18 protein-coding genes are annotated in these 22,031 nt (G+C 75.8%); 10 read left to right on the forward strand and 8 right to left on the reverse strand.

Going from position 1 to position 22,031, the window contains the following annotated elements:
* Nucleotides 1-38 precede the first annotated feature (38 nt).
* Both JK356_RS08340 and JK356_RS08345 read left to right on the forward strand, forming a co-directional pair.
* Nucleotides 39-1,712 carry a glycoside hydrolase family 13 protein gene (locus JK356_RS08340; protein WP_201866937.1) on the forward strand — a complete coding sequence of 558 codons (1,674 nt, stop codon included), beginning with the start codon at nucleotides 39-41 and terminating at the stop codon, nucleotides 1,710-1,712.
* A 14-nt stretch (nucleotides 1,713-1,726) separates the two neighbouring features.
* Nucleotides 1,727-2,737: a LacI family DNA-binding transcriptional regulator gene (locus JK356_RS08345; protein WP_201867129.1), complete on the forward strand. Its 1,011-nt coding sequence runs from the start codon at nucleotides 1,727-1,729 to the stop codon at nucleotides 2,735-2,737.
* 172 nt (nucleotides 2,738-2,909) lie between these two features.
* On the opposite strand, the gene JK356_RS08350 is transcribed toward JK356_RS08345, so the two are convergent.
* The gene (locus JK356_RS08350) at nucleotides 2,910-3,560 is read right to left on the reverse strand and encodes a response regulator transcription factor (protein WP_201866938.1); all 651 of its coding nucleotides are present in this window, start codon (nucleotides 3,558-3,560) and stop codon (nucleotides 2,910-2,912) included.
* A 65-nt stretch (nucleotides 3,561-3,625) separates the two neighbouring features.
* Nucleotides 3,626-5,458 carry an AfsR/SARP family transcriptional regulator gene (locus tag JK356_RS08355; RefSeq protein ID WP_201866939.1) on the reverse strand — a complete coding sequence of 611 codons (1,833 nt, stop codon included), beginning with the start codon at nucleotides 5,456-5,458 and terminating at the stop codon, nucleotides 3,626-3,628.
* 437 nt (nucleotides 5,459-5,895) lie between these two features.
* Here JK356_RS08355 and JK356_RS08360 point away from each other — a divergent pair, with 437 nt between their 5' ends.
* The 6 genes from JK356_RS08360 (at nucleotide 5,896) to JK356_RS08385 (ending at nucleotide 12,419) form a co-directional block, all read left to right on the forward strand.
* The gene (locus tag JK356_RS08360; protein WP_201866940.1) at nucleotides 5,896-7,767 is read left to right on the forward strand and encodes an asparagine synthase; all 1,872 of its coding nucleotides are present in this window, start codon (nucleotides 5,896-5,898) and stop codon (nucleotides 7,765-7,767) included.
* Nucleotides 7,748-8,005 carry a lasso peptide biosynthesis PqqD family chaperone gene (locus tag JK356_RS08365; protein WP_201866941.1) on the forward strand — a complete coding sequence of 86 codons (258 nt, stop codon included), beginning with the start codon at nucleotides 7,748-7,750 and terminating at the stop codon, nucleotides 8,003-8,005. The genes JK356_RS08360 and JK356_RS08365 overlap by 20 nt, the downstream gene beginning before the upstream one ends.
* The gene (locus JK356_RS08370; protein WP_201866942.1) at nucleotides 8,002-8,424 is read left to right on the forward strand and encodes a lasso peptide biosynthesis B2 protein; all 423 of its coding nucleotides are present in this window, start codon (nucleotides 8,002-8,004) and stop codon (nucleotides 8,422-8,424) included. The genes JK356_RS08365 and JK356_RS08370 overlap by 4 nt, the downstream gene beginning before the upstream one ends.
* A gap of 126 nt (nucleotides 8,425-8,550) precedes the next feature.
* Nucleotides 8,551-8,667: a keywimysin-related RiPP gene (locus JK356_RS08375; RefSeq protein ID WP_201866943.1), complete on the forward strand. Its 117-nt coding sequence runs from the start codon at nucleotides 8,551-8,553 to the stop codon at nucleotides 8,665-8,667.
* 177 nt (nucleotides 8,668-8,844) lie between these two features.
* The gene (locus JK356_RS08380) at nucleotides 8,845-10,584 is read left to right on the forward strand and encodes an ABC transporter ATP-binding protein (protein WP_201866944.1); all 1,740 of its coding nucleotides are present in this window, start codon (nucleotides 8,845-8,847) and stop codon (nucleotides 10,582-10,584) included.
* Entirely contained in the window at nucleotides 10,581-12,419 is a 1,839-nt protein-coding gene (locus JK356_RS08385) for an ABC transporter ATP-binding protein (protein WP_201866945.1), read from the forward strand. Before JK356_RS08380 ends, JK356_RS08385 begins: the two co-directional genes overlap by 4 nt.
* On the opposite strand, the gene JK356_RS08390 is transcribed toward JK356_RS08385, so the two are convergent.
* Nucleotides 12,412-13,716 (reverse strand): sensor histidine kinase, encoded by a 1,305-nt coding sequence (locus JK356_RS08390; RefSeq protein WP_236670964.1) that lies wholly within the window; start codon nucleotides 13,714-13,716, stop codon nucleotides 12,412-12,414. The two genes, JK356_RS08385 and JK356_RS08390, sit on opposite strands and share 8 nt — an antisense overlap.
* 257 nt (nucleotides 13,717-13,973) lie before the next feature.
* Nucleotides 13,974-14,993 carry a glutamine synthetase gene (gene glnII / locus JK356_RS08395; RefSeq protein WP_201866946.1) on the reverse strand — a complete coding sequence of 340 codons (1,020 nt, stop codon included), beginning with the start codon at nucleotides 14,991-14,993 and terminating at the stop codon, nucleotides 13,974-13,976.
* 214 nt (nucleotides 14,994-15,207) lie between these two features.
* Here glnII and JK356_RS08400 point away from each other — a divergent pair, with 214 nt between their 5' ends.
* Nucleotides 15,208-16,098: a Gfo/Idh/MocA family protein gene (locus tag JK356_RS08400; protein WP_201866947.1), complete on the forward strand. Its 891-nt coding sequence runs from the start codon at nucleotides 15,208-15,210 to the stop codon at nucleotides 16,096-16,098.
* A 30-nt stretch (nucleotides 16,099-16,128) separates the two neighbouring features.
* Here JK356_RS08400 and JK356_RS08405 read toward each other — a convergent pair whose 3' ends face one another.
* Together JK356_RS08405 and JK356_RS08410 are read right to left on the reverse strand one after the other, a co-directional pair.
* Nucleotides 16,129-17,091 carry a helix-turn-helix domain-containing GNAT family N-acetyltransferase gene (locus JK356_RS08405; RefSeq protein ID WP_201866948.1) on the reverse strand — a complete coding sequence of 321 codons (963 nt, stop codon included), beginning with the start codon at nucleotides 17,089-17,091 and terminating at the stop codon, nucleotides 16,129-16,131.
* Between the two features lie 92 nt (nucleotides 17,092-17,183).
* Nucleotides 17,184-17,582: a DUF2795 domain-containing protein gene (locus tag JK356_RS08410; RefSeq protein ID WP_201866949.1), complete on the reverse strand. Its 399-nt coding sequence runs from the start codon at nucleotides 17,580-17,582 to the stop codon at nucleotides 17,184-17,186.
* Nucleotides 17,583-18,268: 686 nt separating this feature from the next.
* Between JK356_RS08410 and JK356_RS08415 the strand changes: the two genes are divergently transcribed.
* Nucleotides 18,269-20,086: a DEDDh family exonuclease gene (locus tag JK356_RS08415; RefSeq protein WP_201866950.1), complete on the forward strand. Its 1,818-nt coding sequence runs from the start codon at nucleotides 18,269-18,271 to the stop codon at nucleotides 20,084-20,086.
* A gap of 37 nt (nucleotides 20,087-20,123) precedes the next feature.
* On the opposite strand, the gene JK356_RS08420 is transcribed toward JK356_RS08415, so the two are convergent.
* Both JK356_RS08420 and JK356_RS08425 read right to left on the reverse strand, forming a co-directional pair.
* The gene (locus JK356_RS08420) at nucleotides 20,124-21,017 is read right to left on the reverse strand and encodes a DUF3152 domain-containing protein (protein ID WP_201866951.1); all 894 of its coding nucleotides are present in this window, start codon (nucleotides 21,015-21,017) and stop codon (nucleotides 20,124-20,126) included.
* 126 nt (nucleotides 21,018-21,143) lie between these two features.
* Nucleotides 21,144-21,794 carry a sigma factor-like helix-turn-helix DNA-binding protein gene (locus JK356_RS08425; protein WP_201866952.1) on the reverse strand — a complete coding sequence of 217 codons (651 nt, stop codon included), beginning with the start codon at nucleotides 21,792-21,794 and terminating at the stop codon, nucleotides 21,144-21,146.
* Nucleotides 21,795-22,031 lie beyond the last annotated feature (237 nt).

Genomic DNA, 22,031 nt, shown 5'->3' on the forward strand with positions numbered 1-22,031 from the left:
CCGTTCCCGCCCGCCCCACGAGTTACCTCAGGGACACCATGACCCAGCACCTCGCTGACCACCCCCAGCCGACCGGCGGCCCGCAGGGCCCGCTGCCAGACGGCAGGCCCGGCTGGTGGCGCGACGCCGTCATCTACCAGGTCTACCCGCGCTCCTTCGCCGACGGCAACGGCGACGGCAACGGCGACCTGCCCGGCATCCGCTCCCGGCTGCCGTACCTGGCCGACCTCGGCGTGGACGCCGTGTGGCTGAGCCCTTTCTACGCCTCACCGCAGGCGGACGGCGGCTACGACGTCTCCGACTACCGCGCCATCGACCCGATGTTCGGCACGCTCCACGACGCCGACGCCCTGATCCGGGACGCCCACGAGCTGGGCCTGCGCGTCATCGTCGACCTCGTGCCCAACCACTCCTCTGACCAGCACGAGTGGTTCCAGCGCGCCCTGCGCGAGGGCCCCGGCTCGCCGCTGCGCGACCGCTACTACTTCCGGCCCGGGCGCGGCGAGAACGGCGACGAGCCGCCCAACGACTGGGAGTCCATCTTCGGCGGCCCGGCCTGGACCCGCGTGCCCAACCCCGACGGCAGCCCGGGCGAGTGGTACCTCCACCTGTTCGCGCCCGAGCAGCCCGACTTCAACTGGGAGAACCCCGCCGTGCAGGACGAGTTCCGCTCGGTGCTGCGGTTCTGGCTCGACATGGGCGTCGACGGCTTCCGCATCGACGTCGCCCACGGCATGGTCAAGGCCAAGGGCCTGCCCGACATGGGCACCAAGGACCAGCTGAAGCTGCTCGGCACCCAGGTGCTGCCGTTCTTCGACCAGGACGGTGTGCACGACATCTACCGCTCCTGGCGGCAGATCCTCGACGAGTACCCCGGCCAGCGCATCGGCGTCGCCGAGGCGTGGACGCCCAGCCAGGAGCGCACCGCCCGCTACGTCCGGCCGGACGAGCTGCACCAGGCGTTCAACTTCCACTACCTGGGCACCGACTGGGACGCCGACGCGCTGCGCCACGTCATCGACACCTCCCTGGACGCCATGCGCCCGGTGGGCGCCCCCACCACCTGGGTGCTCTCCAACCACGACGTCGTCCGCCACCTCACCCGGCTCGGCGGCAGCCTGGACCGGGCGCGCGCCGCGACGCTGCTGATGCTCGCGCTGCCCGGCTCCGCGTACATCTACCAGGGCGAGGAGCTGGGGCTGCCCGAGGTCACCGACCTGCCGGACGAGGTCCGCCAGGACCCGGCGTTCTTCCGCCGCGGCCCGGGCGACGGCTCCTCCGACGGGCAGGACGGGATGCGCGACGGCTGCCGCGTGCCGCTGCCGTGGACCTCCGACGGCCCGTCGTACGGCTTCGGCGACGGCGGCAGCTGGCTGCCGCAGCCCTCGGGCTGGGGCAAGCTGTCCGTGGCCGAGCAGACCGGGAAACCCGAATCGACGCTGGAGCTGTACCGGCGGGCGCTGGCGGTGCGGCGCGCGCAGGCCGCGCTGGGCGCGGGCGACGCCGTGGAGTGGCTGCCCGCGCCGCGCGGCGTGCTGGCCTTCCGCCGCCGCGGCGCCGACGGCAGCGCGGTGGTGTGCGTGGCCAACACCCTGCCGGACGCCGTCGAGCTGCCCGAGGAGCTGGCTGCCCCGGGCACCCTGCTGCTGGCCAGCTCCCCGTACGCGGGCGGGGCGCTGCCGGGCGACACCACCGCGTGGTGGTCCGCGTGACGGACGCCGGGCCCATGGCCCCGCCGGCCGCCCCCGGCGGGGCCCGGCTCTCCGACATCGCCGCCCAGGCACGGGTCAGCGAGGCCACGGTCAGCCGCGTGCTCAACGGCAAGGCGGGCGTGGCGGCGGCGACCCGGCAGCGGGTGCTCGCGGCGCTGGACGTGCTGGGGTACGAGCGGCCGCTGCGGCTGCGGCAGCGCAGCGCCGGGCTGGTGGGCCTGGTCATACCGGAGCTGACCAACCCGATATTCCCGGCCTTCGCGCAGGTCATCGAGCAGCTGCTGGCCAGCGAGGGCTACACGCCGGTGCTGTGCACCCAGACGCCGGGCGGCGCCACCGAGGACGAACTGGTCGACCAGCTGGTCGAACGCGGTGTCAGCGGCATCGTGTTCATGTCGGCGCTGCACGCGGACACCACCGCTGACCCCTCCCGCTACGCCCGGCTGGCGGCGCGGCAGGTGCCGTTCGTCCTCATCAACGGCTACAACGAGGCGATCAGCGCGCCGTTCGTCTCCCCGGACGACGCCGCGGCGGCGCGGATCGCGGTGCGGCACCTGCGGGCGCTGGGCCACGAGCGGATCGGGCTGGCCGTCGGGCCCCGCCGCTTCGTCCCGGTGCTGCGCAAGGTGGAGGGCTTCCTGGCGGAGACGGGGGGCCGGGGCCTGGTCCGCCACACGCTCTTCAGCGTCGAAGGCGGGCAGGCCGCCGCGGCCGCGCTGCTGGGGGAGGGCTGCACCGGCATCGTCTGCGGCAGCGACATGATGGCGCTCGGGGCGATCCGCGCGGCGCGCCAGCGCGGGCTGCGGGTGCCTCAGGACGTATCGGTGGTGGGGTACGACGACTCGGACCTGTTCGCGTTCACCGATCCGCCGCTGACCACGCTGCGGCAGCCGGTGCGGGCGATGGGCGCGGCCGCCGTGAACACGCTGCTGGAGGAGCTGAGCGGCAACCCGGTGCAGCACGCCGAGTTCGTCTTCCAGCCGGAGCTGGTGGTCCGCGGCTCCACGGCCCAGGCCCCCGGCTGAGCCCCGGCCGGCCGGGCGCGTGGGGCCCGGTCACGGACCCTCGGCCGGCCGGGGAACGCGTCGCACCGTAGCATCCTGCAAGCTCTTGCGAAAGAGCTTGCAGGCACGTCATGTCCCTTCCGGGACGGGCGTGTTGCGCAGGGTGAGGCGCCCCGGCGGGAGCCCGGGGCCGCTACTGCCCGTGCTCCAGGTAGGTGAGGACGGCGAGCACCCGGCGGTTGTCGTCGTCCGAGGGCGGCAGCCCGAGCTTGGTGAAGATGTTGGAGGTGTGCTTGGCCACCGCCCGCTCGGTCACGACCAGCCGCTCGGCGATCGCCGCGTTGGACCGGCCCTGCGCCATCAGCTCGATCACCTCCATCTCGCGCGGCGTCAGCTTCTCCAGCGGCGAGTTCCGGGTCCGCTGCGCCAGCAGCTGCTGGATTACCTGCGGGTCCATGGCGGTGCCGCCCGCCGCCACCCGGCGTACCGCGTCGACGAACTGCCCGGCGTCGAACACCCGGTCCTTCAGCAGGTAGCCGACGCCGCCGTTGCCGTCCGCCAGCAGCTCCCTGGCGTACAGCCGCTCGACGTGCTGCGAGAGCACCAGCACCGGCAGCCCCGGCCGCTCCCGGCGCGCGGCCAGCGCGCACTGGAGGCCCTCGTCGGTGAACGACGGCGGCAGCCGCACGTCCACGATGGCCACGTCCGGGCTGAGGTCCGCCAGCGCGCGGCTCAGCCCGGGCCCGTTGTCGACCGCGGCGGCGATCTCGAAACCGTGGGCCTCCAGCAGCCTGACCAGGCCGTCCCGCAGCAGAAACAGGTCTTCGGCAACGACGACTCGCATCCGCACAGCGTAGACAAGCGGCGCCCCGCGGTTCACCCGGCGCCGCCAGGCCGCATGACGGCCCGTCAGCCGCCGCGCCGCGCGCCCGGCAGGGCGGCCACGTCCATGGCGTACCGGCGCAGCAGGGCCGGCACGCGGAACCGGAACGGGCCCACCGGCTCCACGAAGTGCAGTGCCACCAGTGCGTCCAGGTCGCGGAACGCGCGCCGCCACGGCAGGCCCGCCCGGAAGGCGGCCTCGTCCACGGAGAACTCCGCGCCGCCGTCCTCACGCAGGCAGGCGCCGAGCGCGGCGAACATGGCCCGCGCGCCGGGGTCGAGCCGCTCCCAGGAGTGCAGCCACGCCTGGCGCAGCCCCGGCCCGTCCGGCCCGTCCCCCGCCAGCAGGTCCAGGCCGGCGTCGCCGTGCAGCGTGCGCGCCAGCTCCGTCAGCGGCGTGCCCGGATAACGGCTGGCGAACGCGCTGATGAGCCGGATCACCAGCGGCACGCCGCCCGCCAGGTCGGCCAGCAGCTTCCGCCCCCCGGGGTCGGCGGCGGCGCGGGCGGCGCCCAGGCCCCGGTCCAGCAGCTCCCCGGCGGCCCGCTCGTCCAGCGGACCGAGGGGGATCCGGGCCGCGCCGTGGTGCGCCACGAGGTCGCGCAGCGCGCGGCGGCTGGTGACGACGGCCAGGCAGCTCTGCGCGGGCAGCAGCGGGCACGCCTGCGCGGAGTCCACGGCGTTGTCCAGCAGCACCAGCATCCGGCTGCCGGCGGTGCGGCTGCGGAACAGCGCGGCGCGGTCGGCGGCGCCGCGCGGGATCTGCGCGTCCGGCAGGCCGAGGCCGCGCAGCAGCGAGCCGAGCGCCTCGCCCGGCTCGACCGGGCGGCCGGGCCCGAAACCCCGCAGGTCCACGTACAGCTGCCCGTCCGGGAACCGGCCGGCCGAGCGGTGCGCCCAGTGGACGGCCAGCGCCGTCTTGCCGATGCCGGCGGCGCCTTCGACCACGACCGGGGGCGCCGCCGCCAGGCCGGGGCGGCAGACCGCGTCGAGCGCCGCCAGCGCCCGGGAACGCCCGCAGAAGTGAGTGACATCAATGGGCACCTGCCGCGGCGGCCGGGCGCCGTCCCCGGACGGGGAGACCACCGCTGCCGGCCCCCCGGCGTCCGCGGCCAGCAGCCGCTCGTGGAGCCGCCGCAGCTCGGCCCCCGGGCCGACGCCCAGCTCCTCGGCGAACAGCGCCCGGGCGTGCTCGTACCGCTCCAGCGCCTCCGCCGTCCGGCCCGCCCGCTCCAGGGCCAGCAGCAGCGCGTACCACGACCGCTCGTGCAGCGGCCGGGCGGCGGTCAGCTGCCGCGCCAGGGCCACGGCCTCCTCGTGGTCGCCGCCCCGCAGCTCCAGCTCGACGAGGCGGTGCGCCGCCTGGGTGCGCTCCTCGTCCACGACGGCGGCGACGTCGCGGCGCAGCGTGTCGGAGCCGACGTCACACAGGGCCTCGCCCCGGAACAGCCCCAGCGCCTCCCGCAGCAGCGCCCGTTCCCCCGCCGCGTCCGGGGCGCGGGACGCCTCCTCGCGCAGTTGACGGAAGCGGTGCAGGTCGACGGCCTCGGGCCCGACGTCCAGCCAGTAGCCGTTCTCCGCCGAGCGCAGCACGGTGTCCGAGCCGCCCGCCAGCCGCCGCAGCACGCCGCGGAGCCGCCGGACGTTGCCCCGCAGCGTGGTGCGTGCCGAGGGCGGCGGGCGCTCGTCCCACAGCACCTCCACGAGCCGGTCGCTGCTGACCGCGGCGCCGCGGCCCACGGCCAGGGCGGCCAGCAGCGACCGCAGCTTGCCCGCCAGCACGACCGGCTCGCCCGTACGCGACGTGACCGTGAAAGGGCCCAGCACCTGGATACGCAGGACAGGCGCACACTCCGTCATGAACGAACTCCCCCGCGGCGACGCGTCCCCCGTCCCCGCCGGCTGGCCACCGTCACCCGCGGCCGCGGGCCGGACCGGGAAGCGCCCACCCGCCGCTGGCCGCGCGGCGCGGCGCCGGGCGGACACCCTTGCGGCGGGCCGCCCGCACGGGGAGCCGAAGCGGCCGGGCCGGGCGGCAGTCCACCGGGCAGCGGTGACAGGCAGGTCATCGAACCTCCGGTCGATCCAACGTGTCGGCCTGGTCACGAACAGTGAAAACGACGGTGGCGGGGAGGGGTCTCCGCGCCCGCACCGGCTCCTACCAGCGGCGTTCCCGCCGTGCCACGCCCGCACCACCGCCATGCCACGCCCGTGCCACGCCCGTGCCACGGCCGTGCCACGGCCGGCCGCGACCGTGGGATGCGACGCGGAACCGCCGACGAGCCAAGGGAGCTGCTGTGGAGTCCGGGACCAGGTGGCACTTTGTCGTCCTCCCCGACCAGGAGGAGGCGCGCGGCGTCGCCCAGCGGGCCGCCGCCGGGGCCACGCGTGTCGTGACGCACCCGTCCGGACGGCCGTGGCTCATCGCCCACCTGCCCGCCGAGCAGATCGCCGTCGGCCAGGCGCGCGACGCCCGGATCGCGGTCCTGGGCTGGTCGTCCGCCACCGACACCTGGCTGCGGCGCGAGGCCGAACGCACCACGCACGTCGGGCGGCTCGACGCCCTGGCGCACGCCCTCCCCGGCTCGTTCCACCTGGTCGCCGTCGCGGGCGGCACGGTGCGGGCCCAGGGCAGCGCCGCGGGCGTCCGCCGCGTCTTCCACGCCCGCGTCGGCGGCGTCACCGTCGCCTCCGACCGGGCCGACGTGCTCGCCGCGCTCGGCGGCCACCCGCTGGACGAGACGTCCCTGACGCTGCGGCTGTTCCGCAAGCTGCCGCATCCCCTGGCGGAGCAGCCGCTGTGGCGCGGCGTCGAGCCTGTCGCCCCCGAGGACTGCGTGCTCTTCGGCCCCGGGGCCCGGGCGGCGCGCACCACCCGCTGGTGGCAGCGCCCCGAACCCCGGCTGAGCCGCGCGCAGGGCGCCGTCCGGCTGCGGGAGGCGCTGCGGGAGGCAGTCGCCGCCCGCACCCGCCACGCCGACCGGGTGCACTGCGACCTCTCCGGCGGCTTCGACTCCACCCCGATCGCCTACTTCGCCGCCCAGGGCCCGGCCGACGTCGTCGCCACCACCGTGTACAACCGCGACCCCGGCGGCGGCGAGGACCTGATCTGGGCGCGGCGCGCTCTGCCGGTGATGCCGCGCGTGGTGGAGCACCACACCGCCTCCACCGACGACATGCCCCGCTTCTACGGCGGCCTGCGCGACGCCCAGGTCCCGCTCGACGACCCCTCCGACGCCTACCGCGCCGCGCCCCGGCTGCTGCACCTGATGCGCGCCGCGGCCGGCCACCGCACCCGGATCTACTTCAACGGCCAGGGCGGCGACGAGGCGCTGACGGGCTGGCTGAAGTGGGAGCACACCCTCTTCCGCACCCGGCCGCTGCTCGCGCTGCGGCGGCTGCGCCAGCACCAGCTGCTCGAAGGGCTCAGCACCAAAGAGGCGTTCGGCGGCCTGCGCGACCGGCGCGACTACCGGCAGTGGTTCGCCGACGTGGTGCTGCACGCGGGGGTGCGGGACGGCCTGGCCCGGCTGCCGAAGGTCACCATGGACTGGGACCACGTCGTCTACTGGCCGGCCTGGGTGACGCCCGAGGCGCGCGGCGCGGCCCGCGCCCGGCTGCGCGAGATCCTGCGGGACCTGCAACCGCTCGGCCCCGACATCGCCTCCCACGCCGAACTCGCCGCCATCCGCGAGGGCACCCGCATCGCCCGCGGCACGCAGCAGCTCGGCGCGACGCTCGGCATGAACTACGAGACGCCGCTGTCCGACGACCGCGTCGTCGAGGCCTGCCTGGCCGTGCGCCGCGAAGAGCGCGTCTCGCCACTGGAGTTCAAGCCGCTGATGCGCGAGGCCATGCGCGGCCTGCTGCCGGACGACTTCCTGATCCGGACACGGAAGACCGGGGGAGCGGCCCAGTCGGTGCGCGGACTGCAACGGCACCGGCAGGAACTGGTGGAGCTGTGCGAGGGCTCAGCCCTGCGGCAGCTCGGCGTCATCGACATGGCCGTGCTCACCGAGCACGCCTTCCCCAAGGACCGCTGGATGTACGTACGGGACCTCGACACCACGCTGAACTGCGCGATGTTCGCGCCGGTTCGGCCCACGACCACGCCCCTGGCGGGCGTGCCGGCCACAGGAAGGGAAGCCGATGAGCCTTCGGCTGCGTGACGGCGTGAGCACCGTCGACACCGAGTACGGCGCCGTCCTGCTGGACCAGCGCCGCGGCAAGTACTGGCAGCTCAACCCGGCGGGTGCCCTGCTGCTCCAGGCGTTCCAGGACGGCACCGGCGTGGACGGCGCCGTGCGGGCGCTGACCGAGCGCTACGGCATCGGCGCCGACCGGGCGCGCGAGGACGTCACCGCGCTGCTGGCGCGGCTGCGCGAGGCCGGGCTGGTGGCGTCATGACCGTCGGCGTCGTCCCCGACCGCAGGCTCCGCATCGGGCCGAGGGACCAGCTGCTGGCGCGGACGGCCGTCGGCCTGGCCCGGGTGCTGGCCAAGCGCCCGCCCGAGGAGATCTGCCGCGTCCTCACCCGGATCCGGCCGGGCAGCAGGCCCGCCACCTACCGGCAGGCCAAGTGGGCCCGCGACGCCGTCCTGACGGTCAGCGTCCGCTGCTGCGGCAAGAACGCCTGCCTGCCCCGCTCGCTGGCGGCCGTACTGCTGTGCCGGGCGCGGGGCGTGTGGCCCGACTGGTGCGCCGGCGTCGTCGCGGCGCCGCCGTTCGCCGGCCACGCCTGGATCGAGGCCGAGGGCCGGATGGTCGACGAGTACCTCGACGACACGTTCTACAAGCGGCTCTGCGGCGTCACCGCCCAGGGCTGACCGGCGGCGCGGGAGAGCCCGGCGACGCGGGCCCCGCAACGGACTTGGCCGGACCAGCCGGTCCGGTCAGGAAGGAAACAGGAAGGAAAGGGCGCCATGCGGCGCCCGGGATGAGAGGAGAACGCCATGGAGCAGTACGAGGCCCCTGCCCTGGTCGAGCTGGGCGACTTCGACAAGGAGACCGGCCGCGGCGGCGAGCCGATCTGGGAAGAGGTCGTCGTGCCGTGGGACTACTGGGTCTGAGTCCCGCGCCCGGGCTGGAAGCGGCCCGGTGACCAGCGGCTGAACGGTGCGGCGGGCGCGCGGCCAGCGTGCGCCCGCCGCACCCGCGCACCGCACCGGAGCCCCACCGGAACCGCAACCGGCCCGCACAGACACAGGCACAGACACCCGCACAGACACCGACGAGGAGGTGCACCCATGGCGGCCACTGCCGGGCCCGTCCGCGCCTCCGGCCGGTACGGCGCCGCGCTCGCGGTGGTGGGACTCGCCGACCCGGTCGCCCGGCTTGCCCTGCCCGCGGCGCTGGCCATGGCGGTCGACGCCGCCCTGGCGGGCCGGACGGACGCGGCGGTGACGCTGGGCGTGCTCGGCGTGCTGGCGCTCGCGACCGGCTGCGAGATCGGCCGGGAGGTGCTGGAGAACCGGGCGGGCGTCCACGGCGCGTTCGTGCTGCGCCGCGCCGTGCTGGGCCACGTGTTCCGGCTCGGCGTGGCCGGGCAGCGGCGGTTCGGGACCGGCGACCTGCTCAGCCGCACCCTGGAGTCGACCAGGGGCGCGGCCACCGCCGCCCCCGTCCTCGTCGGCCTCGCGGCGTCGGTGGCCACCTCCGTGGGCGGACTGGTCGCGCTGTTCGTCATCGACGTCCGCCTCGGCCTGCTGTTCCTCGCCGGGGCTCCCCTGATGTGGTGGCTGCTGCGCTGGCTCGTCCGCCGCGTCGGCCAGGCCACTACCGAGTACCAGCGGCTGCTGGCGGGCCTGACCGCCCGGTTCGTGGACGCGCTGCGCGGGGCCCGGACCATCCGCGCCAGCGGCACTGCCCGGCGCGAGACCGCACGCATCCTGGCGCCCCTGCCCCAGCTGCGGGCCAGCGGGCACGGCTTCTGGGACGCCCAGCGCCGCGCGGGCTGGCAGGTTGGCCTGGTGATGCCCGTCATGGAGGTCGCCGTGCTGGCCGTCGCCGGGCACGGCGTGATGACCGGGCGGATCACCCCCGGCGAACTCCTCGCCGCCCAGGCCTACCTGGGCCGCGCCATGGGCCTGCTGTCGCAGACCGCCGGGCTCGCCCGCTACGCCCGTGCCCGCGGCTCGGCGGCCCGGCTGCGCGAGGTGCTGCACGTTGCGCCGCCGCCGGCCGGCGACCGCCCGCTGCCCGCCGGCGGCGGCGCCCTGTCGCTGCGCGACGTCCACGTCAGCCGGGAGGGACACCCGGTGCTCACCGGCGTCAGCATGGACGTGCCGCCCGGCGCCGTCGTCGCCGTCGTCGGCGCCTCCGGGGCGGGCAAGACGACGCTGACGGAGGTGGCCGGCGGGCTGCTGCGGCCGGACCGGGGCACCGTCAGCCTCGACGGCGTGCCGCTGTCCGCACTCCGCCCCGGCGACCTGCGCCGCGCCGTCACCTACGCCTTCGAACGCCCCCGCCTGCTGGGGCGCACCCTCGGCGACGCCCTCGGCTACGCCGACATCCCGCCGCCCGCCGCCCGGATCGACGCCGCGCTGCGCGACAGCGCCGCCGCCCAGCTGGTGCGTGCCCTGCCCGACGGGCTGGCGACGCCGCCGCGCGACCTGCGCCTGTCCGGCGGCGAACTCCAGCGCCTGGGGCTGGCCAGGGCCGCCTGCCGCGACGCCCGGCTGGTCGTGCTCGACGACGCCACCTCCAGCACGGACACCGCCACCGAGGCGCAGATCACCGCCGCCCTGGACCGGGCCCTGGCCGGCACCACCCGGCTGGTGGTGGCCCACCGCGCGGCCACGGCGGCGCGCGCCGATCTCGTCGCCTGGCTCGACGGCGGCACGCTGCGCGCGCTCGCCCCGCACGCGCGGCTGCGGCGGGATCCCGCCTACCGCGCTGCGTTTCACCTGGCTGACGATCCCGGAGCCGACCCGGCAGCCGACCCGGCAGCCGACCCGGCCGGCGCCGCCGCGGGGGAGCAGCGGTGAGCGCGCCGGGCCGCGGCGGCTGGCGGCTGCTGCGGCCGGTGGCGGCCGCTCACCGTGCCGCGCTGTGGCGGCTGGCGGCCTGGTCCGCGCTCGGCGCGCTGCCCGTCCTGCTGTCCGGACGCCTGGTCGCGCTCGCCGCTGACCGCGGCTTCCTCGCCGGCGACGCCGCCTTCGGGCTGGCCATGCTCGGCTGCTACGGCGCCGCGCTGGTGCTGGGGGCGTACGCCACGCGGCAGGCGTTCGGCCCCATGGCCGACCTCGTCGAGGCCGTCCGCGACCACGTGCTGCGCGGCGCCGTCAGCGGCGGCCTGCACGCCGCGGTGCACGGAGAACGCCCGCCCGACACCGCCGTGGTCTCCCGGATCACCAGCCAGAGCGAGCGGGTGCGGCAGATCCTGTCCGTGCTGCTGCTCTCGCTGTCCACCACGGTCTTCGCCGCCGGTGCCGCCGTCGCCGGGCTGTGGCATCTCGCGCCCGTCCTGGTCCTGGTGACCCTGCCCGCCGCCGCCCTGGCCTGCGCCGCCCTGGTGCCGCTCTCGCGCCGCTGGCGGCGCCGCTACGAGGCGTCGCTGCGGGCCGAGGAGGAGCTGGCGGAGGAGTGCGGCCGCACCCTGGAGGGCATGCGGGATGTCGTCGCCTGCGCCGCCACCGCCCGCGCCGAGGCCGACCTGGACCAGGCGCTGCGCCGCCACGCCGGGGCCGCCGCCGCCGTCGCCTGGCTGAGCGGCGCCCGCGTTGCCGTGCTCGCGCTCAGCACGCGCCTGCCCCTGGCCGCCCTGCTGCTCCTCGCCCCGTCCCTGGTCTCCAGCGGCGCGCTCACCGCCGGCGAGCTGCTGGGCGCGGCCACCTACCTGGTCTCCGGGCTGGAGCCGGCCATGAAGGCGCTGGTCCACTCCGCCGGCAACCTGGGCCTGGAGCTGGCGACCCTGCTGCACCGGCTCGCCGCGCACGGCGCGCCGCCGCCCGGCACCGCCGCATCTGACGCCGGCGCTGACACCGGATCGGACACCGGACCGGACACCGGAGGGGATACCGGGTCCGTCGCCGGGGCCGATACTGCATCCGGCGAGGAGCCCGGCGGGGACCCGGCCCCGGCGTGCGGCCGCCGCACCCGCGGCTGCGCACTGACGCTCCACGACGTGACGTTCCGGTACGGCCCGCACGCCGCGCCCGTGCTCGACGGCGTCCGGCTGCGCGTGGCCCCGGGCGAGCACGTCGCCCTCGTCGGCCCCAGCGGCACCGGCAAGTCGACGCTGGCGCTGGTCCTCGCCGGGCTGGCCCGCCCCGAGCGCGGCGAGGTACGGCTCGGTTCGGCCGCGCTGCCGGGGCTCGACCAGGCGTGGCTGCGGCGCGCCGTGGCGCTGGTGCCGCAGGAGGCGTACGTGTTCGCCGGCACCGTCCGGGAGAACCTCGCCTACCTGGCGCCGGGTGCCGGCGACGCCGACCTCGACCGCGCCGTGGCCGCGCTCGGCCTCGGCCCGCTGCTGCACCGCCTGGGCGGCTACGATGCCCCGCTCGCCGGGCCCGGCGCGCTCTCGGCGGGCGAGCGGCAGCTGCTGACGCTGGCCCGTGTCTACGCCTCGCCCGCCCGCGTCGTCATCCTCGACGAGGCCACCTGCCACCTCGATCCGGCGACGGAGGAGCGCGTCGAGAACGCCTTCGCACGCCGCGAGGGCACCCTCGTCGTGATCGCCCACCGCATCAGCTCCGCGCTCCGCGCCGAGCGCGTGCTCGTGCTCGACGGCGCCCGCCTGCGCGCCGGGCGCCACGAGGAACTCCTGGCCACCAGCCCGCTCTACACCGACCTGGTCGGCTACTGGCAGGCCGTCAGCTGAGCGGTGTGCAGGGGATCTCGATCGTCACCATCGTCGGCCCGCCTTTCGGGCTGCTCACGGCGATCACGCCGTCGAACGGGCCGAGGCGGCGCTCGATGCCGCGCAGCCCGGTCCCGCCGTCCATGGTGGCGCCGCCGCGCCCGTTGTCGGTCACCGCGATCCGCAGCGTCGCGTCCTCCGCGCTGTAGTACATGTCCAGCCACGCCTGCTGGGCGCCCGAGTGCTTGGCGACGTTGGTGAGCACCTCGCTGACCGCGAAGTACGCGGCGGACTCCACGGCTTCCTCCAGCCGCCCCGGCAGCTCCGCGTCCACCTCCACCGGCAGCGGCATCCGCAGCGCCAGCGCGCGGGCGGCGTCGGCCAGGCCCCGCTCGGCCAGCACCGGCGGGTGGATGCCGCGCACCAGGTCCCGCAGCTCGGTCAGTGCCGCCTGGGAGTTCTCCCGTGCCTGTGCCAGCAGCTTCCTGGCCTGCTCCGGGTCGGACTCGATCAGCGACTCGATCGTGCCCAGGCTCATGCCCATGGCCACCAGCCGCGCCTGGGCGCCGTCGTGCAGGTCCCGCTCGATCCGCCGCAGTTCGGCGGCCGAGTTGTCCAGCGCGTCGTGCCGGGTCTCGGTCAGCCGCGCCACCCGCTGTGCCAGCAGCTCCTTCTGCGAGGCGCCGATCAGTGCCCGCGTCAGCAGGAAGTGCAGCCGCAGCAGCACCGGGTTGAACCGCAGGCCGAGCACGATCATCACCGCGCTCAGGCCGGCCGCCAGCAGCGCCGTAAACCAGCTGTTGACGGGCACGAAGCAGAAGAAGTACGTGCCGGTGGCCTCAACGATCGGCACCCACAGGCCCGTCGGCAGCAGCAGGCCGAACGCGGCGTAGCCGATCAGCACGAACGGCATCATCCCGGTGAGGAAGCCGGCGACCGCGTCCGTGAGCAGCCAGCCGAAGTCCCGCCAGGTCGCGGTGTCCCGCAGCAGCCACACCGTGCGCTCCACCTGCCCGGCGATGCCGGCGCGGTGGCGGTGCGGGAACGGCTGGTACGCGGCGGGGATCGTCACGCCGCTCCAGTCGCGGGCGAACAGCCGCCGCTGGTTGGCGTGCGCCCGCACGGCGTCGGCGATCACGGGCGTGGTGAACAGCCCGATGCCCAGCAGGATGAACGCCAGCGACAGCACGAAAAGGATGAACAGTACGAGGGAGACCCCCACGCTGAGCAGTATCAGCAGCAGCGACTGAGCGGTGGCCAGCAGCGAGGCGCGCGCCTGCCGCTCATCAATGCCCAGTACTTTCAAAGCCTTCATCATGCCTGTGCCGGTCCTCCGTCCCTCGGCCGTCGCGGCCTCGCAGGCGTTTACGGTCTCACGGACCGAGGGCGGCGGGTGAGGAGGGCGGCACCCGGACCGGGGGTGTACTCACCTACACCCCCGCCGGCCACGGGCAGGGCACTTCCGGGCACGGCGAAGGCGCCCGCCGGCGCGGGCGCCTTCGCGGCAAGCCTCCCCGGACCGCGCCCGAGCTGCTGGCCGCGGCCGGGGAGACGTCGCGGGGGACGGGCCAGGGCTCAGGCCAGTCCCGAGGCCGCGAGCTCGGTGCACACGGTGTCGGTGAGCAGGCGGGTGACCACGTACGGGTCGCAGTTGGCGTTGGGGCGGCGGTCCTCGATGTAGCCCTTCTTGTCCCGCTCGACCTGCCACGGGATGCGGACCGAGGCACCGCGGTCGGAGACGCCGTAGCTGAACGTGTCCCACGGCGCGGTCTCGTGGGCGCCGGTGAGGCGGTCCTCGACACCCACGCCGTAGTTCCGCACGTGCTCCAGCGGCTTGCCCTCCTTGCCGAGGGCGTCGCAGGCGGCGATGATCGCGTCGTAGCCCTCGCGCATCGCCTTGGTCGAGAAGTTGGTGTGCGCGCCCGCGCCGTTCCAGTCACCCTTGACCGGCTTGGGCGTCAGCGTGGCGGAGACGCCGAAGTCCTCGGCCGTGCGGTACAGCAGCCACCGCGCGACCCACAGCTGGTCGGAGACCTCCAGCGGCGGCAGCGGGCCGACCTGGAACTCCCACTGGCCGGGCATCACCTCGGCGTTGATGCCGGAGATCGACAGGCCGGCGGCCAGGCAGTTGTCCAGGTGCGCCTCGACGATCTCGCGGCCGTGGATCTCGTCGGCGCCGACGCCGCAGTAGTAGCCGCCCTGGGGCTCGGGGTAGCCGCCCTCGGGGAAGCCGAGGGGCCGGGAGCCCTTGAAGAACGTGTACTCCTGCTCGATGCCGAAGACCGGCTCCTGCGCGGCGTGCTTCTCCACGACGGGGCGCAGCACGGCGCGGGTGTTGGAGGGGTGCGGCGAGTCGTCGGTGTTGTAGACCTCGCACAGCACCAGCACGTTGTCGCCGCCCCGGATCGGGTCGGGGTAGCTGGCGACCGGCTTGAGCACGCAGTCCGAGGAGTGGCCCTCGGCCTGGTTGGTGGAGGAACCGTCGAAGCCCCAGACCGGGGGCTCGGTGCCGTCCGCGAGGATCTTGGTCTTGGACCGCAGCTTCGCTGTCGGCTCGGTGCCGTCGATCCAGATGTACTCGGCCTTGTAGCTCACGGTCGTGCCCTCCGGGATCCTCGCGGGGTGCGTCACGGGTGCGTCGCGCACTGGCTGCGCTGCCCGTACCCTCGCCACCCGCCGTGTCTGGGTCATTGCCCCGCTGTAACGCGGCTGTGAACTCGCTCTCCGGCCGCCTGCTGCCCGGCCGGGAGGCCGCCGCCCGTAAGGTAGGCGCCTGCCAGGACCTACCAGGGAAGGGAAGGCGGCGGCTATGAGATTCGGCCTGTTCGGCACCGGCCCGTGGGCGCGCATGGCGCACGGCCCGGCTCTCGTCCAGCACCCCGAGGCGGAACTGGCCGGAGTCTGGGGCCGCCGCGCCGAGGCCGCGGCGGAGCTGGCCCGGACGCTGGGCACCCGGCCCTACGACAGCCCCGAGGCCCTGTTCGAGGACTGTGACGCGGTGGCGATCGCGCTGCCGCCCGACGTGCAGGCGCCGCTGGCCGTGCGGGCCGCCGCGGCCGGCAAGCACCTGCTGCTGGACAAGCCGGTGGCCACGACGGTGCCCGCCGCGCGGGACCTCGCCGAGGCGGTGGCGGACGCGGGCGTGGCGTCGGTGGTCTTCTTCACGCTGCGGTTCACCAAGGACACCGCGGCGTGGGTGGCGGCGCAGAGCGCCACCGAGGGCTGGCTGACCGGCCGCGCCGAGTGGCTCTCGCCGGTCTTCGGGGGCGCCGACTCGCCGTACGCGGCCTCGCCGTGGCGGCGCGAGAAGGGCGCGCTGTGGGACACCGGGCCGCACGCCCTGTCCGTGCTGCTGCCGCCGCTCGGCGATGTCTCGCTGGAGCCCGGCGCGGTGCGGGCGGCACGCGGGCCGGGCGACACGGTCAGCTTCGTGCTGCGCCACGAGTCCGGCGCCCAGAGCACCATCACGGTCAGCCACACGGTCCCGCCGCAGGCCGCCGGGGTCGCCGCCGAACTGCGGGGCAGCGCGGGCGTCTCCACGCTGCCCGAGCGCGGCAGCGGCGGCCCGGTCGTGCCGTTCACGCGCGCCATCGACGCGCTGCTGGAGTCCGTGCGCACCGGCCAGCCGCACCCGTGCGACGTGCGGTTCGGGCTGCGGGTCACCCAGATCCTCGCGGCGGTCGAGGCGGCGCTGGACTGACCCGCGCCGCCCCCGCGCCGGGCGCGGCCCTCACAGCACCAGCTCCCAGTCCTGCCCGGTCTCAGGGCGGCCGAACCGCTCGTGCGGCGCGCTCGCCGTGAGGGTGAAGCCGAGGTCCTGGTAGATCCGGCGGGCGGAGGCCAGCACCTCGTTGGTCCACAGCACCACCCGCCGGTAGCCGGCCCGGCGGGCGAAGGCGACGCACTCCTCGGCGAGCGCCCGCCCGATGCCCAGGCCCCGGGCGTGCGGCTCGACGAGCAGCAGCCGCAGCCGCGCCGTGGGGCTCTCCTGGCCGTTCTCCTCCTTGCCGGCGGGCTCCTCGGCCACGCAGAAGACGCAGCCGACGGGCTCGCCGGCCAGTTCGGCGATCCACGCGGCCTCGCGCGCGGGATCGCGGTGGCGGGCGTAGCGGGCGACGACGTCGGCCACGAGCGCCTCGAATGCCTCGTTCCAGCCGTACTCGGCCGTATACAGCGCACCGTGACGCTGGATTACCCAGCCGAGGTCGCCGGGTCCCGGCGGCCGCAGCCGGAAACTGGTGGGCCGCGGCGTGAGGCCCAGCAGGCTGGAGACGGTGCGGAGGGCGGCGAGCAGGCGGGTCCGGTCGGCGTCGCTGAGGGGGTCGAGGAGCGCGCCCGTCGCCTCCTGCGACCTGCGCTCCAGCAGGGCGGCGGCCTCCCGGCCGGCCGGGGTGAGCCGGACGATCTGGCGGCGCGAGTCCCCGGGGTCGCGCCGCCGCGTGACCAGGCCGTCGGCCTCGGCCTGGCTGAGCAGCCGGCTGAGCTGCCCGGGGTCCATGCCGAGGTCGCCGCGCAGGCGGGCCAGCGGCGTCTCCTCGTACCTGGCGAGTTCGTACAGCACGCGCGCCTGCGGCAGCGAGTAGGGCGTGCCCAGGCGGTGCTCGTAGTCGAGGGCGCCGATGAGGCGGGTGTAGCCGCGGTTGAACTCCCGTACCCGCTCCACCGCGTCCGCGAGTTCCGTTGACTCGGTCATTGACTCAGTCAATGGTGTGGGTGCGCCAGGTGTCAACCCCTTTCCGGCGGGCCGCCGCACCGGACGGCTGCCCGGTGCGGCGGGGCGCGCGGTCAGGCCCGCGGCTGGCGCCCGAGCGCCCTGGCCACGTGCTGCACGTTGTCGTAGCGGACATCCGGCGGAAGCTGGCGCACCGCCTCGGTGAGATAGCCGGGGGCGTGGGTCTCGTCCAGCAGCCGCAGCAGGTCCTCACGCGCCGCCGGGAAGACCGTCCGCCGCAGATGGCGGGCGAGATCGAAGCGGAACTCCTCGTCCCGCTCCTCGCGGGCGCGAGGCGAGCCCGGTTCGGGGGGCGGGCCCAGGTCCGGCTCCGGATCGTCCTCGGCGGACGGCTCCGGGTCGCGCCATTCCTCGGCGCGCGTGGCGTGGTCGGAGCGAAGCATGCCCTCAAGCTCGTGCTTCATCTCGTCGTCACGCAGGGGGCTGAGCCGGTCACTGCCTCGTTGCTGCATGGCGTTCACCTCGCGTTCCTTCGCGTGGAACCACCCGGGTACCCGCCGCCGCGCGGCCGAACACGGCAGAACGCGGCCGGTCTGGTTTCGCCCGGGAAGGAGCGGGGAACACGCGCGGGACGGCCAGGCGAGCGGCCTCGCGTGGGCGTGGTTCCGGGACGGGAGATCAGGGGCCCGCCCCGGGTTCGGCCGCGCACGGGGCCGGGTGTGCGCCCGCCCCGTGCGCGGCGGGAACACCGGAGAAGCAGGTCTGCCGGCTGCCGTGCCAGCCGTCTCCCGGCGTCCGCCCGTTCCGCCCGCCCGCCGCCACCGCACGGCGCAGCCGGGCTCTGGAGCAGTCCGCGGAGCGCCCCGCCCCGGCCGGCGGACAGCCGGATGCCGCGCAGCCCCGCGGCACCGGCACCCGCAACGTCCTCGCCGGGCAGGCGCGACCGGGCAGGGCAGCAGCGCCGCCAGCACGGCCAGGCCCTGCTCCCGTCCGAGAACAAGCGCGCCGGCGTGACACCACGTCAGTCTGGGGGAACGCGAGGGCCGCCCTGCCTTCCGCGTCAGCTCAGCGGCCGTGATGCCGCCACAGGCGTCACCGCCGCACCCGTGACCCGCGCCGCCCGCGCCCGCCCGCGGCCCTGCGGACGGGCACGCACCGGAAGTTGAGCGGGCGTACGGGCTGCGGCATTCTTGCCCGCATGAGCCTGGCAACCCCCGCCGACGCCCTGACGAGCGGACCTGGCTACTCCTTCGAATGGGCGCTCGTCGACGTCGAGACCTCGGGACTGCGGCCGGGCCAGCACCGCGTGCTGTCCGTCGCCCTCGCCGTCGTCGGTCCGGACGGCAGGCAGACCGACTCCTTCGCCACCCTGCTCAACCCCGGCTGCGACCCCGGACCGGTCCACATCCACGGCCTGACCCGCGAACGGCTCGCCGGCGCGCCGACGTTCGACCAGGTCGCCGACCGGATCGCGGGCATGCTCGAGGGCCGGGTCATGGTCGCCCACAACGCGCAGTTCGACTACGACTTCCTTGCCAGCGAGTTCGCCCGCCTGGGACGGACCCTGCCGGTCACCCGCCGGCTGTGCACGCTCGCCCTCAACCGCCGCATCGGCCCCGCCACCGAGGACCTGCGCCTGGGCACCCTGGCAGCCCACTACGGCATCGAGCAGCTGCGCCCCCACGACGCCGAGGACGACGTCCGCGTCCTCGCCGGCGTGCTGCGCGCCTCCCTCGCCGAAGCCCAGCGGTTCGGCCTCGGCCTGCCGCTGGTCGCCTGCCCGCCCCGGAACACCCCCGCGGCCGCCGCGCCGCGTTCGGCCCGTGCGACCTGCGCCTACCGCAATCCGGGCCGCATGCGGCCCGGCGGACCGCTGGTGCAGGGCATGAAGATCGTCCTCACCGGCGAGTCCGCCACGCCGCGCACCGAACTCGTCGCCCGCGCCGTCGGCGCCGGGCTGCACGTCATGAGCGCCGTCAGCCGCCACACCAGCGTCCTGGTCACCAACGACCCGGAGTCCGGCACCGCGAAGGCCCGCCGCGCCCGGGCGGAGGGCGTGCCCGTCATCGACGAGGAGACGTTCCTGCGGCTGCTCGACGACGTCCGCCCCGGCATTCCGCGGCCCCGCCAGCCCGCCGGAACCCGCGCCCCCGCCGCGCCCCCGGCCGGCGAGGACCCGCGCCGCCGCATCGCCGTGGCCCGCGACGGCGACGGCCCGCTGGGCGGCCGCCGCGTGCTCGTGCTCGGCGGCACCCACGAGGCGGCGGCCTCGGCGCGGCGGCGGATCGCCGGGCTCGGCGGCGCCGCGGCCGTGAACCTCTCCGCCAGCGTCACTGACGTCCTGCTGCTCCCCGGGGGCGAGAACGACCGCCGCCTGGCCCGCGTCACCGCCCTCGCGCTGCCGGTGCACGACGCCGCCTGGCTCGCCGGGCTGGACACCACGCCGTCCGGGCCGGCCGCGCCGTCCGGGCCGGCCGGGCCGCCTCCCGGGCCCGCGCCCGTCGTGCTGCCGCGCGGCGGGGTGACCGACCTGCCCGGCGGCCGCTGGACGCTGGCCGTCTCCTGGGCGCAGCACACCTCGTGCGAGGTGGACGTCGTCGCGTTCCTGCTGGACGCCGACGAACAGGTCACCCGCGACGAGGACTTCGTCTTCTACGGCGCGCCCGAGACCCCGGACGGCGCGGTGCAGCTCACCACGGACGGCCCGACCGAGCAGGCCGTCACCGCCGACCTGAGCGCCCTCCCGCCGGCCACCTCGCGCCTGGTCGTGGCCGCCGCGATCGACGGCACCGCCGCCTTCGGCGAGGTCGGCGCCATCGAACTCGCCCTCGTCGGCGGTGCCCAGCGCCAGCAGGCGCAGGCCACGCTGGACGCCGCCACCACCGAACGCACGCTGCTGCTGGCGGAGTTCTACCGCAGGAACGCCGGCTGGCGCCTGCGGATTCTCGGCCTCGGCTACGACCACGGCCTGGCCACCCTCGCCCGCGACTACGGCGTGGACGTCGAGGACGACTGACGGCCGGGCCCCGCCGCGGCCGGGGCGGGGGAGCGGGTCACGGCACGGCGGGCCCGGAGAGGTACTCGCCGTTCTCGTCGTAGGGCCAGGCATTGGCCACGCAGCCGTCCAGCCCCTTGATCTGCTGCATCATCGCCGGAGCCGGGGCGCCGGGGCCGGGGCAGCCCTCGTGGCCGTGGCCGAGGAAGTGGCCGACCTCGTGGTTGATGATGAGCGCGCGGTACTCCTCGACCGGTCCGGAGAACTCCGGCGAACCGGTCATCCAGCGCTTGAGGTTGACCATGACAGACTCGCCGACCCGGCAGTTGACCTCGCCGCCGGTGTCCAGCCCGTACTGGCCGCAGATGTCGTCCACGGTGCCGGGCGTCGCGATGCGCACCATGAAGTCGGCCGGCTCATCCGGCCCGACGAGCCGGAAGCCGGTGGACCCGTCGGCCGTCCAGCCCCGCTCGTGGCCGAGGATCGCGTGCACCTCGGCCGCCGTCTCCGCCAGGTCCAGGCCGAGGCCGTCCTCGATCTGGAGCTGGTAGCGCCACACCTCATCGCCGCCGACGGGGTCCAGGCCGCCGGGGGCCGTCTGGAACGTGCCGGGACCGGACTCCGGGAGCCCGGACTCCTCGTCCCTTCCGGAGCCGTCGCCCTCGCCGTCGTCGCTGCCGTCGTCCGCGTCTTCGTCGTCTCCGGTGTCCTCGCCGACGGGTTCCTCGATCGCCGCCTCGAACTCGTCGGCCACCGGATCCTGGTCGGGCGTGGTGGTGGCGGACGCCGACGGCGGGCTGTCCTCCGGGTAATCGTCCGGCATCAGGTGCCGCGCCGCGAAGAACGCGACCGCCAGCAGGCCGAGGGCCGCGGCGAGTATCCCCGGGACCCGTATCCGGGACTTCCGGGAGTGCCTGCCCCGGGAGCGGCCACGGGGGTGGTGTGTCGTCATGGGGGGTTCGTCCTTCCGGTGCGCACGCGGATGTCCGTGCGGGAGCCGCGTGGGGCGGGTGCGGATGGGGTGCCGCCACGGGCGTTCCAGCGGCGGCGGGGATCGGGGCGCGCCTTCCCGGGGAGGTCAGCGGGCACGGGCCGCCGTCCCCGGCCAGCGGCGAGCGCCGCCGTGCCGCACTGGTCTCCGGGCGTGGCCGGCCGGGAGCCCGCGTCTGGACAGTTCCGGCCACGGCTGCCGGCCCGGCATGCCAGCGGGCGGGGCGCTCACCCGGCCCGCCCCGCGAGCAGCCGGGCGTTCTGGAGCCGGTCGCGGCAGCTGGACGAGCGCCCGCGAGCAGGCGCGGGCCACCTCGCCCTCGCCGCACCGCAGCAGCTCCGCCACCTCCGCCACGCTCAGCTCCTCCCGGTAGCGGAGCACGACCATCGCCCGGACCCGGGGCGCGAGTTCGGCCAGGGCGGCGAACAGCACCACCCGCGGCTGAGGATCGCCGGGCGCCGGGAAGGGCGCCTCGAAGGGCGCCTCGAAGGGCGCGGCCGGGCGGCGGTACCGCCCCCAGCGCTGCTCCGCGAGATAACGGCGCGTCAGCACGGCGCGGGCGTAGGCATTCACGCTGTCCGCCCGCGTGACGCGGCGCCAGCGCCGCAGCAGCCGGGTCAGCGTACTGCGCACCAGGTCGTGGGCGCGGTGCGGGTCGCCGCACAGCAGCACGGCGGTCTGATAGAGCCAGCGCTGACGGGCGCGCGCGTACTCGAAGAACTCCCCGTCGCCGCGCACGTGCTCTCCCGCCGTTGTCCGCCATGCCCATCACTCCTGTTGGAGTCGCGGAGCGCCGGAAAAGTTCAGTCACGATCCGATCACGGGAGTGAGGGGTCTGCCGCGGGGCTGCACCGGGGTGGCGGTCCCCGGAAGCCAAGCCGCCCTGCCAGGGCCGGGAGCGGAGTTTCCTCACGTCACGACACCAATGCCGTCCAGCATGCCGGACGGCACCGAGGGAAAATCCAGGCCCCCCGG

It is taken from the genome of Streptomyces sp. 7-21 (assembly GCF_016741785.1).
In the GTDB taxonomy this organism is placed as follows: Bacteria; Actinomycetota; Actinomycetes; order Streptomycetales; family Streptomycetaceae; genus Streptomyces.